12 protein-coding genes and 3 pseudogenes are annotated in these 11865 nt (G+C 37.3%); 8 read left to right on the top strand and 7 right to left on the bottom strand.

Annotated elements, in window-relative coordinates; genetic code table 11:
- The first annotated feature begins 121 nt into the window (after positions 1-121).
- Positions 122-601 carry a DUF6530 family protein gene (locus NP781_RS09455; RefSeq protein ID WP_004230188.1) on the top strand — a complete coding sequence of 160 codons (480 nt, stop codon included), beginning with the start codon at positions 122-124 and terminating at the stop codon, positions 599-601.
- Between the two features lie 20 nt (positions 602-621).
- Positions 622-1998 (top strand): MATE family efflux transporter, encoded by a 1377-nt coding sequence (locus NP781_RS09450; RefSeq protein ID WP_257522110.1) that lies wholly within the window; start codon positions 622-624, stop codon positions 1996-1998.
- Positions 1999-2261: 263 nt separating this feature from the next.
- Here the strand turns inward: NP781_RS09450 and NP781_RS09445 are convergent.
- Positions 2262-3055, bottom strand: a pseudogene (locus NP781_RS09445) (PhzF family phenazine biosynthesis protein).
- 156 nt (positions 3056-3211) lie between these two features.
- Between NP781_RS09445 and NP781_RS09440 the strand changes: the two are divergent.
- Complete coding sequence (locus tag NP781_RS09440; RefSeq protein ID WP_257522109.1) at positions 3212-4369, top strand: Ger(x)C family spore germination protein; 1158 nt, start codon at positions 3212-3214, stop codon at positions 4367-4369.
- A gap of 32 nt (positions 4370-4401) precedes the next feature.
- Here the strand turns inward: NP781_RS09440 and NP781_RS09435 are convergent, their stop codons facing one another.
- Positions 4402-4926 carry a GNAT family N-acetyltransferase gene (locus tag NP781_RS09435; RefSeq protein ID WP_257522108.1) on the bottom strand — a complete coding sequence of 175 codons (525 nt, stop codon included), beginning with the start codon at positions 4924-4926 and terminating at the stop codon, positions 4402-4404.
- A 276-nt stretch (positions 4927-5202) separates the two neighbouring features.
- On the opposite strand from NP781_RS09435, the pseudogene NP781_RS09430 reads away from it, so the two are divergent.
- From NP781_RS09430 to NP781_RS09420, 3 genes and pseudogenes are all read left to right on the top strand, one after another.
- Positions 5203-5507, top strand: a pseudogene (locus NP781_RS09430) (hypothetical protein).
- 217 nt (positions 5508-5724) lie between these two features.
- Positions 5725-5949, top strand: a complete 225-nt coding sequence (locus NP781_RS09425; RefSeq protein ID WP_255601606.1) for a hypothetical protein — start codon at positions 5725-5727, stop codon at positions 5947-5949.
- A gap of 32 nt (positions 5950-5981) precedes the next feature.
- A complete protein-coding gene (locus tag NP781_RS09420; protein ID WP_257522107.1) occupies positions 5982-6134 on the top strand; it encodes a hypothetical protein in 153 nt (50 codons plus the stop codon).
- Positions 6135-6168: 34 nt separating this feature from the next.
- Here the strand turns inward: NP781_RS09420 and NP781_RS09415 are convergent, their stop codons facing one another.
- On the bottom strand, positions 6169-6642 hold the full coding sequence (locus NP781_RS09415; RefSeq protein WP_257522106.1) for a hypothetical protein: 474 nt from the start codon (positions 6640-6642) through the stop codon (positions 6169-6171).
- A gap of 134 nt (positions 6643-6776) precedes the next feature.
- On the opposite strand from NP781_RS09415, the gene NP781_RS09410 reads away from it, so the two are divergent.
- Positions 6777-7454: a hypothetical protein gene (locus NP781_RS09410; RefSeq protein WP_257522105.1), complete on the top strand. Its 678-nt coding sequence runs from the start codon at positions 6777-6779 to the stop codon at positions 7452-7454.
- Between the two features lie 52 nt (positions 7455-7506).
- Here the strand turns inward: NP781_RS09410 and NP781_RS09405 are convergent.
- Positions 7507-8525 (bottom strand): annotated as a pseudogene (locus NP781_RS09405) (serine hydrolase domain-containing protein).
- A 159-nt stretch (positions 8526-8684) separates the two neighbouring features.
- Here NP781_RS09405 and NP781_RS09400 point away from each other — a divergent pair.
- Positions 8685-9386: a DUF421 domain-containing protein gene (locus NP781_RS09400; RefSeq protein WP_221682267.1), complete on the top strand. Its 702-nt coding sequence runs from the start codon at positions 8685-8687 to the stop codon at positions 9384-9386.
- 71 nt (positions 9387-9457) lie between these two features.
- Here NP781_RS09400 and NP781_RS09395 read toward each other — a convergent pair whose 3' ends face one another.
- The 3 genes from NP781_RS09395 to NP781_RS09385 all read right to left on the bottom strand — a co-directional run bounded on the left by NP781_RS09395 (position 9458) and on the right by NP781_RS09385 (position 11831).
- Entirely contained in the window at positions 9458-10111 is a 654-nt protein-coding gene (locus tag NP781_RS09395; protein ID WP_257522104.1) for a DUF2306 domain-containing protein, read from the bottom strand.
- A 120-nt stretch (positions 10112-10231) separates the two neighbouring features.
- Positions 10232-10645, bottom strand: a complete 414-nt coding sequence (locus tag NP781_RS09390) for a GNAT family N-acetyltransferase (protein ID WP_221682269.1) — start codon at positions 10643-10645, stop codon at positions 10232-10234.
- Positions 10646-11249: 604 nt separating this feature from the next.
- Entirely contained in the window at positions 11250-11831 is a 582-nt protein-coding gene (locus NP781_RS09385) for a group-specific protein (RefSeq protein ID WP_257522103.1), read from the bottom strand.
- Positions 11832-11865 lie beyond the last annotated feature (34 nt).

The raw sequence follows: 11865 nt of genomic DNA, 5'->3' as shown, positions 1-11865 counted from the left end.
TTAAAAGAAAGGGTTCCAACTTTCCTCTTTTCGATTGACTTATAGAAGCGTTTAATGCTAAATTTACTAAATCAGTAATTTACTAAATTACTAAATTAGAAATGATAAGGAGTACGGATACATGAAAATTCCAACACATTTAAAACATAAACCTGTCATCGTGGCAGAAAATTATGCCAATATTGATGGGCGCACGGCTTATCAAACCGATGCACAAGGACTTTCCCTTGGTCTGGCACAATGGAATGATCGAGGAAAGGTTGATATTTCTGCCAAGGTTTGGCGGCATACAGGTGGCAAGTGGTCTCGCCAATCAGAAGAACTTCCCCTACACCGCGTGCTTGATCTCGCTATTTTAGTGTGTGAAACGGAACTTTATTTTAAGGAGGCTTATCGTCATGAGCATTTATATGATGAAGAAAACCCTGTGATTAATCGTGTAGGCTTACAGGGAGATGCCATGACAGTGGAAGTTTGTACAGAAAATGAACAGATTAAAGAGGATATCCAGCTTTTTCAGCAAGCACTTACTAATGATGGTGAGCTAATTGGAGAACGCCTACGCACACTTTCAAGAATCTTAAAAGAAATGGGTTATTAAAACTCAAGAGGAACTTAATTATGAACGAACAAATGTTACAGGATGATCAACAGCTACGCAAAGCTTTTTTTAATTTCTTAATTCCCGTGATGCTAGCAAATGTGCTGCAATCTGTCGGCCAGGTATTTGCTATGTTTATCGTCGGACGCAATTTAGGGGTCGATGCCCTAGCAGCCATTTCGGCATTTTTTCCATTTTTCTTCTTTTTAATGGCCTTTGCAATTGGCATTGGTTCAGGAAGTTCTATTTTAGTCGGTCAAACATTTGGGGCTGGTAATCATGCCAAAATGAAAGAGGTTGTTGGTGTAACACTCGCCTTTACAACCATTTTATCCATTGCTGTCGCGATTTTTGGTGGCTTTTTCATTGAATGGATATTACGCTTTATGCAGACACCTGCGAATATTTTAGACATGAGTATTAGTTATGCCCAAATACTTTTCTTCACGTTACCGATTATGTTTTGGTATTTGGTGTATACAACCTTTATGCGAGGAGTCGGTGATTCCAAAACCCCATTTTTATTTTTAGTAATTAGTGTCGTGTTAAATATCGTCTTCCTACCACCTTTAGTATTTGGATGGTTGGGGTTGCCTGCGTTCGGCTTAAATGGGGCTGCCTATGCTTCCGTGTTATCAAACCTGGTGACAATGATCCTGTTGTTAGCCTATTTGCATAAAACAAAGCATTTACTACGTTTTGATAAAACGATCTTACAGCATTTTAAATTAAAGAAAGATATTTTAACGTCCTTATTAAAGCTAGCCATTCCAGCCAGTATTAGCATGGTTGCCATTTCAGTGGCCGAAATTGCCGTTATTGGCTTTGTGAATGGCTATGGTTCGGATGCTACTGCCGCTTATGGCGTTGTCAATCAGGTAGCTAGCTATGCTCAAGTCCCAGCTATGAGTATTGCCATTGCTACATCTGTCTTTGTAGCACAGGCGTTAGGGGCTAATTCCACAGAGATGATTAAAAAAATCCGACAAATGGGTGTGCGAATTAATTATTTTCTAGGTGGCGCGATCATCCTCATTATGTATCTGTTTGCAGAGCCTATTTTGGCTTTCTTTATCGATTCACATGAGACTGTGCTTATTGCCAAGAATTATTTATATATTGCCTTTTGGAGCTATTTAATTTTTGGACACACACAAACTGTTTCTGCTACAATGCGTGCCACTGGTGTCGTATTATGGCCAACCATCTTCTTAGTCATTACGATTTGGGTTGTGCAGGTACCATTAGCGTTCCTATTATCTCACCATACATCACTAGAACTAAATGGCGTTTGGTTAGCCTATCCAATCACCTTCTGCGTCCACTTCATTATGCAATATGCATACTTCAAGCTAGGCTGGCAAAAACGAACATTAAAAGCTATGCTGAGCGAATAAAATCGAAGAGGGTATGCCATGTGCGAGCCCTCTTTTTATTATGACAACAAAATAACCAGGCACTCAAAATTGAGCCCTGGTCATTTTGTGAAAAGTGAATGTTACTACTTGCTTTAGTTCTTTTGTATTCTACTAATAGAGTAGTCGTTTCACATTGAAAAAGGTTACAACAAGTTTCAAATTTTTTCTCGCTTTTTCTAATAGGAATAATTACCAAAACAAAAAACTGTTACCTCGAATATAAATCTCCTTCTAAACCGTAACTAGATGTTTAATTCTCCTTGCAAGACTGTAACTGCTGCGCCTGCAATCAATACCTTGTTGTGATGAGGGGTCACATAGAGTACACCACCACGTTTAGAAAGTTGTTTGCTGACAAGCTGTTGTTTAGATAATTTCTCACACCAATAAGGGCCTAGTGCACCATGACTTGAACCATTTACATGATCCTCGTCAATACCTTGTGCTGGAGAAAAAAGCGAGATACGATATCAATGCCTTCTTCCTTCGACTGACTAGTTAGACAAATTCCTCGAACAGAAAACTGCTTCATCGCAAAAAAGTCAGGTTCAAACTGTGCAATTTGATCTTCATTGCCTACTTCCACGATATAATCCAATTCGGTCCTCCCTACAAAGATGGGCTTACATCCTAACCAGTCCTCCAATGCTGAAGGACATTCCATTTCAGCAATTGGATACGTTTTGATGGCGATTTCCACTCGTTCATGTTGCCACTTGGCATGTAAAGGACCACTTGCTGTATGAAATGTAATTGTGTGCTCCTTTGGCACAATTCCTTGCTGCCAAAGCACAAAGGCACTAGCAAGGGTGCCGTGACCACAAATGGGTATTTCCTTATTTGGCGTAAACCATTTCAGCGAAAAATCAACCTGTTTTTTTTCAATAAAGGCTGTTGTCGGGACAGGTATCTCCTGTGCAATTTTTTGCATGGTCTCCTCAGAAATAGCTTCATCTAATAGACATATTGCTGCAGGATTTCCTTTATATAGCTCATTCGTAAATGTATTAATTAGACAATATGAAATACTAGTCACCGTTCTCCCCTCCTTGCCTCATCATACCTGAAAATCGGCTCATTGGATATGATTTTCCAAATACCATTTCCTCAGCAAGCACTTTATAAAAAAGCCATCTTTTGTCTAAGCTAACACTATAAAATACAACTAAAGAGCAATTCGAGTGGAGAAACCATGAAAACTTATTTCAACTTTTTATTGATCATCGGATTGACGACCTTACTCGCTGGATGCTGGGATATTACGGAGCCACAAAGAATGTACTATATAAATGCAGTAGGTGTAGACTACGAAAACGACGAGTATATTGTCTATTTACAAGTGATTAATTTCGCTGATGTCGCGAAATCTATACAACCTAGCGCATCGGTGGCGCCTGCAGAAGTAGGACGTGCCACTGGTAAAACAATAGAAGAGGCCATTTACAAATTATATCGCTCCTCAGATCAGGAAATTTTTTGGGGACATATGCGATATATGATTTTTTCAGAGCAAGCTATGGAAAATGAACACATTATTCCTGTCATCGATACATTCATACGTTTTCGCGATACTAGGTATCAAATCTGGGTGTATTGTACAAAAAACCCAGTAGAAGACATACTGCTTGTCACACCTATCTTAAGAAATTCGTTATCCTCATCAAAATTAAGTAACCCAATCAACCCAACAGAACAAGAAACATTTATTGAACCAAAGGACTTAAGAGATGTTGTCATTGGTTTAAATGAGCCAAGCTATGAAGTAACAATTCCTTATGTGTCCATTAAAGACGATTGGGAAACAGATGAGGAGCAAGTAGAGGAAACCTACTTTTCAGGGGTTGGTGTCCTGTCGAAAGATGGCTTTAAGGGGTTCGTGCAAGACACTGCGGCTCGTGGCAGCCAATGGATGCATAACTATACAAATCGTGGAGAGATTACCTTTCAATTAAACACAGGTGACCAGGAAGAACTAACGGTGAGTATTGAGAAAATACATGTCGATGTGGAACCACTTGTTAAACAAGAGGTTGTTACATTTGAAGTCAAATTGAGAATCAATGCGACCATCAATGGTTTTAAAGGAAAAGTAACCGAACAAGAGCTGAAAGAGCTTATTGTAAAAGAAGTGAAAAAGGAAATCCAGGAAACCTATAAAGAAGGTCTAAAATTAGATGTGGATATCTATCGATTGTCAGAATATCTCTACCGCGATAACGTCAAGGCTTGGAAAAAGCTTGAGAAAGATGGAAAAATCCCTTTATCAGAGGATTCAATTAGCAAAATTGATGTGGATGTAGCCAAAATCAATCCAGGTCGAAAAACTTTTACAGAAACCATCAAAAAATGACCAGATGTCCTTATAGGAATCTGGTCTCCCTATTATTTAATAAGTGAGTATATATAAGTATCATGGGGCACATTATGTTGATGCATATATTTTTTTAATAAGCCTTCTTGTTCGAAGCCTATTTTCTGCAATAGTAGATTGGAAGCTTCATTTTCTTTAAATACAATGGCTCCAATTCGTACTAAATCCATTTCTTCAAAACCATAGGAAATAGCTCGTTTGACAGCTTCCTGAGCATAGCCATTTCCCCAATATTCAGGCAAAAGGGCGTAGCTGATTTCCGCTCTTCGATGCTCTATTGACCACTCTTGAAAGCCGATTGTACCAATAATTCCTTCATGATCCTTTAATGCAATGCCCCATTTAATACCACGTTTTTCGGCAAAATTGTTTGCAAAATTTCGAATGATTTGCTGCACTTGACCTAAGCTCGTTAAGGGCTGTTGTCCATAATGGCGCAAAACTTCAGGATTCGAAAAGCACGCAAGTAGAGCTTGTCCATCAGAACTCGTCAATTCCCTTAACACTAATCGTTCAGTATGTAATATTGGAAACATCATATACCTCTTTTATCGTAGATTTATGAATCAAATTTTACATTTATCCACTGGCTATTGCAATCTCTATTTCCATTTGGTGCTACTTTATTAAAAGGACAAAGCTAGTTGCCCTGCCCCTTTTGTGCGTGTTAGTTTGCTTGTGCACCCCAACAGAGTAAGTCTACCATAGCTATCTATACATTCTCTCAACAAATCCTCAATGATTTCTCAATAAACTACTGCATAAAATTTCCCTATATGTCCACAATAAATTGTCAATGCGAGGTGAACGGAATGGAACACTTTCCACTCATACATACAAATTTTTTGGATGCCGTCGTTGCAGTCCCTGTAGTTAAGATTATTACGCAACTAATTAAGAAAATGTGTCATATAAAGCTTTTTGGGTTCTGACCATTGTACTAGTTGTCGGCTTATTCATTTCTATTTTCATCAGCCACCGACATAATCTTCTTGCAGGACTATTCATGGGCTGGTTTTATGGCTATGCAGCAATTGGAAGTTATGCTTCCTTAAAAACTTCTTATCTTACCTATAAGCAAAATAAACGAAGAAAGCAGAAGTATACTGCTCCTTAATGGTAACTATTGCACCTTCATACACGAGAGTTTATACTACATTTTAACAAAAACACTTAATAAATTTCATACTTGTTAAGTTGCCTTTTGACAAACAATAAATTGGAGAGGAGGAAAAAATATTTCTGAACAAGATCTTACACCTGAAGAAATCGATGCTATTTTATCTAGTCAGAAAAAATTTAATCGCCCTGCAAGCCAATTAGATATACAAAATATGACGACAGCAATCACTCTTGAACTAGAAAAAGAAACAAAAGCTGAAAAACCTAATGAACAAATAATCCAACAATTAAAGCAATTGCTAGAAAATTATACTACTTACACTGTCTATATTAATGATAATTCAGCCGACAGCATTTTCTATTCTTTTTACCCAAAGAAAAAAAGTTTAGTTACTGAAAATATCAACGACATTCAATTTCTTATAATTCGCCCATGAATGTGCCCCCTAGGAAACGGAGGAAAATCAACGTGTCTAAATTCATTACGTTTTCCTTTAATACGAAATATACCGATCAAATTCAGGAAACATTTTCATTTGAACAATTAGGGATTAATGAGCAATTACCTAGCGATGAAATAAACTATGTGATCGTCTCAACCTTTCCTTTAGCACCTTTTTAGAAGAAGATGAATGACCGTTGTATCACCTTTTACTTTAGAATATCTTTACTTGTTCTCGCAAAGTGGTAATGAACACGCGAATTTGTTCCATCGTCACAATAATACATAATGCAGGCCCACATTCTCTTGCACCATAATGATTCTTTTCATAAGCATCTAGTACAAACATTAATTTATAACGTTGCTCTGCTTCCTCCCTCTCCTCTTCAGGAATTTGAAAGATACCGTATCCAGGAAAAAAATATTCGCCATAATGAGGGATATGATAGATGCATAGGCCAGGATCATGCGGCTCCAGCATACTTAAATAAGCAGGCTCCAATTGTGTTATGTCTTCTAATAATTGAAGGAAATCTCTTTTTAAACAGTAAATCTCAGTATTTATCGCTGGGAAAGCTGGCCCAAAGCGAAATTCAATACGAAACTTTACACTTTCCTCATTCACCATTAAAATATCTAGCTCTACCTCACAACTCGGCTGACTCGAATAATCTTTTAAAATTGCCACTATACCGCCCCTTACACTTGCTTAATCGTCGTTCTCTCTACAATATACTACGAAACTATTATTTTACCAAATAAATGAAATTATTCACATTTATGTATGGTATAATAGATTTTATTCATTTTTGGGAGGTGAAGGTGTTGAAAAGATATTTGGTGACAAGCATTTTAGTAGGAGCCATCTTCCTGACAGGCTGTGAAAAGAATGACAAAGCAGCCTCAACACTATCTACATCAGTAGATGAACAAATAATCACAACGGAATCTGTCAGGGTACCTGTTCCATTAGTCTTAACGCTAGCGCAGAAAGAATACTACTATAAAGAATATTCGGCAATTGTCAATAAACTAAATGAAGAGTATGGGACAGGCTTTAAGCTAGATCCCATCACATCATTCTCAGCAAATTATTGGCTAGAATTGAAAGATTTTGAAGACATGTTAAAAGGTAGAATAGACACTTCTTATGTCGTGGTCGATAATAAGGAAGTTTTTTCTCCAGTTAAAGTACCGAAATTCGTTGAATTACATATGGGGGCACATCGAACAATGATTCGAGTGGATGGTTCATTTGACACCCAACTAAGCATGGACATTCCTGGGGGAAGACAGTTATTTTCGGTTATGCATTCCTTGTCTTCTACAATTGAACAGGGTAAAGGCTACTGGACGCAAATGGGGTATGACCCTTCCATTAAAGATCAAGGCAGTGCTTACAATATTGCGATCGGTGGCTACTATTCATATAATGGTGTATCCTCACCTCATATTATTGAGATCGAGTATTATTGTAATATACATGGTGGCATTACTTAATAACTAGCAATAGGCTTGTCTGTAATCTTTTTCACAGACAAGCCCTATTCTTTTATAGGGTAGCCTCTATTCCTTTCATCATATCAAAAGCTCCCTTAGATTTATTGGAACATACGACAACTTTAATGGAAGAAGCAGGATAATAGGCTGAATGGAAGCACACGCCAGGATCATACCCCATTACATGGTATTTCAGTATTGCTTGTTCACTATTCTTCTTAATCCATACACCATAGCCATAACTATCATTTTCATTGAGTTCAACATGTGGCATTAATAGCTGATTCGTTAAATCTTCATTTAAAAGTTCAAAATTCATCAGTGCACTCCAGAACTTTGCCATATCCTTCCCCGTTACGAATGCACCCCCATCAGAACCCCCTTTACAGGTAAAGAATAGATATTTGTTTTCCAGGTTCCATCTGGGTTGTCTATGTACCCTAATGCTGTATTAGCTGGCAAAGAATCTAACGAAAAATAGCCTGATTCCGTCATATGCACCCGATCGAATAGATGTTGTTGAATGTAATCGGAAAAATCCATACCAGTTGCATGCTCTACAATTAACCCTAATACAATATATCCTGCATTATTATAGTGAAATCGCTCACCAGCTTTATATTTCATTGGACGATTCTGAAATAATGGTAAGAAATCTCGCAATGTTCGAAGCTGGTACATCGGATTTTCAACCCATAACGCTTCAAAATTCTCCATTTCTTCCTCATCAAAATAATCGGGTATTCCTGACGTATGTGTTAGCAGATGAGCGATGGTTACTTGCTCATCGAAGTACTTAAAATGTTCAGGCAGACAATCGCATAATTTTGTGTCAAATGCAAGCTTCCCTTTTTCAATAAGCTGACAAATAGCGACTGCAGTAAAAATTTTACAGCCAGATGCAATGCCAAAACGAGTTTTGGCATGATTGTCGATTTGTTCTGAGCGATTCGCATAGCCAAAACTTTGGCTAACTAAGGCAACCTTCTCCTGATTTTCCACTAGCACCGTTCCTGAAAAATTAACCTTCTCTTGTATGTCGATTAGAATATTTTGTAATTTTGTGTGCATAGGTATTCTCCTGATTTTCTTAAAATTACTAAATAATAGCTTTTTTATTTTAACCATATCGTTTTGAACATATTTTTACAAGTCTATTTAGTTTCAATCCTGAAGATCCGCATAATCATGTAACGGAAGGAAACAATAAGAAAAAAAGGATGTGTCGCTGTGGAATTTTTTCATAGTCAAGAATCACTTACTGCTATTCAATGGATTCTGCGAGCCATTGTCGCTTTTTTCTTCCTACTTTTCGCAACAAAAATTATGGGACAGCGCTCTATTTCTCAGTTAAGAATGCTGGATTTTGCAATGGCTATCACACTTGGGAATATTATCGCACATCCCTTATCTGATGAAGGTTTAGGAATGAAGGGTTCCATGATTACCATGACCGTTTTAGTTGTGCTTTACCTCATCGGTGTTTTTTTGAGCCTAAAATGGGTTGCCTTTCGTCATTTGATAGACTCCCCGCCGATTCCCCTGATTAAAAATGGGCAAATTATTAGCGCCAATTTACAAAAGGCTAGAATATCTGTAGATTTACTTTTATCGGAGTTAAGAAAAGAAAAAATTGAAGAGGTTCAAAATGTAGCACTAGCATTATGGGAACCAGACGGATCGATCTCTAGTTTTTTGCACACACCCTACCAAACACCAACACGAGCAGATATGAATTTACAGCCCGAACCCTTTTTTCTTCCCACTGTTCTTATTAAAGAGGGAAAAATTGATTACCATGAGCTTAGCAAGACTAAGCATTCTGAGCAATGGTTGATGAGTCAACTAAAAACAATCTATAACCTAGAAATAAAAGATGTCCTTCTTGCCACAATGGACCAAAAGGACAATTTGCATGTTTTTAGATACTAATTAAAAATAATTGCCAACATAAAAAGCATTAGGCTCTATTTTTAATCCCAATATTGAAGAATAAATTCAAGTCAAGTCGTCTTTGTAACGTATCCTTTGTCTTTAGATGCAAAGAGCTTACGCTGGATATACCATTCCATCACGATTAAATTTGGCACCCAACATAGCCAAGCGATAGAGGCATAACTATACTGAAAATTATCAAAGCCAAATAATACCGTAAACAAAGGTAGCCAGATTCGCAATGTCACAGCTGCAAAGGTTAAAGCATAATTTCTTAGCATCCATTTCTGATGGCCTTGGATATTTCTTTTTTTAATATGGACCAGCGCCTGAAACATGGTGAAGAGCCACCCTATGGATAATAAAGCAAAGCCTAGCTGTGCTACCCATCCTCCTGTTGCGTTCAGTGCTAAATAAAGTCCTGCCAAGCCACCAAACAAAATACTAACCATATATATATTGCCTAGTAGTCTATGGCGTTTCACATTTTTCTCTCGTAACTTTGATGACAACGTAAAAGGACCGATGACGAGAGCTAATATACCGAATACAATATGTATATAGAGCACAATATACCAAAATGAATGCAATGTAGCATTAAGCATAAGCTTTAATTGTACAAATCCAGCCTTCTGTGCATCGAATAGTAAATATTGAACAATTGAATAGCCCGCTATGAACAATGCCAAGCCACATATTATCCACCACAATTTTTGTTTCATTTTTATAGCTCCTTTCAATGTTAGCGTACCATTCAAATCTCCTATCTTTTAACACAGATAAATAAGAGGGCGGAAAAAGCACATAAGTGGACGTTTATCGACAGTACAACGAATTAACCATTAGGTAGTGTAGGTTAATAGACAGCCAAAACGTTCCACTCCAGGGTATTTTTCTCCTAAACTTGTAATATGAAAGCCGTTATTTTTATAAAAAATCACTGCGTCCTGATCTGTTTCTGCGTAAATAGAAGAAAATACATGATGTTCTTCCACATATCGTATCATCTCACGGCCAATGCCTTTTCCCCGATAAGCGGGCGATACGGCTATATGTTTAATTTCACACTGATTTGCCTCTCTTTTAACAATTCCTATACAACCAACAATGTCTTGTTCAAAGGTATAGCCATACAATAATCTTTCTGGACATGCAATGTACAATGAATATTCCTTCTCCACTTTCTTTTCGGAAGTGGCATAGGATAATAATGTTTTCACTTCGGGATGAATTTTGCTTGAATGGATCATTTTCATGGAATTCTACCTTTCTGGGCATCGTCTCAACTTACTAATAATACCTTTAAATTACTATAATTGTAAATAAAGCATTCGTATTATCATTTAAAAATCCCATAATATACCTAAAAATTATCTCTTATGTTATGATGGTTTAAAAATTGAGGAGGGAGTACCTTGCTGGTTAAAGGCTATAAATTTAGTTTACCTCGCTTTTATTGGCTATTGTTCATACCTATCTTTTTGGGGACGAGTTACAAAGCATTATTTTTTGATTGGCATATACAAAAATATACTTTTCATGAGCTAGAAGATTTCGGTCGTTATATAATAATACTAGCTACAAGCTTCATAGAGGCCTTTTTCTATCTACTTATTTTTCGATTGATTGTCTATTTGCTTCAACACGTTTTTCAAAAGTTTACTAGGAATCATAGCGAATGAGCTGGAGAAAGAATTGTGTTTGCGCCGTTGAAAGAATATCCATTGCAGCTAACAGAAGGTATGCTGTTGGCATAATCTTTTATGAAGCAGAAGAAAGAGGTATTATTTTTCCATTGCCATTCAATTTGGACAAAAAAGGGCAGCCAGCTACTCGGCAACCCCTATTTCTCTTCCCACCTCAATTAGTGTTCATGCTAGGATTATGTTGATTCCACGAAATAATTTCCACATCGTCTACGTTGACATTGCCTAAGCTAAAGAGATGCGGAATATACGCAAAAAGCCCAAAGTTCTTCCCTTTTTCGTTCTCCGTTTGGAAATAGTCTACAGTTGCTGATGGTAGCTCTTCTAGTTCTCTATAATCAGGTAATGACAGTAGTTTTATATCCTCTGCAGCAATGGCCCCTGCTGGCCCTTTATAGTGTTCCTTAGAATACAGGTACATCGCATTACGATTAGCCGCTAGTTTTTGGATTGGAATTTGGTAAAACATTAGACTTTCTTTCGTTGCAATACCTAGCTCTGTTAATGCCTTATATAGATGACTAGGATGGATTGGTAGGAAATGAACAACATCATTCCACAAGCAATTTAATTGAGGAATTTCTTTCATGAATAATTTCGGCCTCTCTGGATGATCAAAATATTTTTTCGAATATCGTTCATATAAATGTGGATACATTGCCCCTAACCTATTTAATGGCATGAGCTCCTGACCCACCATTTCCCTTGGAACCATATGATAAACATATCTCTGCATGACAAGCACCTCCACCTAACTAATTCTTCATACA

It is taken from the genome of Lysinibacillus sp. FN11, assembly GCF_024628845.1.
GTDB classification, from domain to species: Bacteria; Bacillota; Bacilli; order Bacillales_A; family Planococcaceae; genus Lysinibacillus; species Lysinibacillus capsici.
Note: the sequence above shows the minus strand (reverse complement) of the source record. Positions and strands in the feature narration are given on the sequence as shown.

Bases quoted from the DNA above. Each gene is read 5' to 3' on its own strand.
- NP781_RS09425 (WP_255601606.1), top strand. From the start codon at position 5,725: ATGACGACAGCAATCACTCTTGAACTAGAAAAAGAAACAAAAGCTGAA.
- NP781_RS09440 (WP_257522109.1), top strand. From the start codon at position 3,212: ATGAAAACTTATTTCAACTTTTTATTGATCATCGGATTGACGACCTTA.
- NP781_RS09390 (WP_221682269.1), bottom strand. From the start codon at position 10,645: ATGAAAATGATCCATTCAAGCAAAATTCATCCCGAAGTGAAAACATTA.
- NP781_RS09395 (WP_257522104.1), bottom strand. From the start codon at position 10,111: ATGAAACAAAAATTGTGGTGGATAATATGTGGCTTGGCATTGTTCATA.
- NP781_RS09385 (WP_257522103.1), bottom strand. From the start codon at position 11,831: ATGCAGAGATATGTTTATCATATGGTTCCAAGGGAAATGGTGGGTCAG.
- NP781_RS09450 (WP_257522110.1), top strand. From the start codon at position 622: ATGAACGAACAAATGTTACAGGATGATCAACAGCTACGCAAAGCTTTT.
- NP781_RS09455 (WP_004230188.1), top strand. From the start codon at position 122: ATGAAAATTCCAACACATTTAAAACATAAACCTGTCATCGTGGCAGAA.
- NP781_RS09435 (WP_257522108.1), bottom strand. From the start codon at position 4,926: ATGTTTCCAATATTACATACTGAACGATTAGTGTTAAGGGAATTGACG.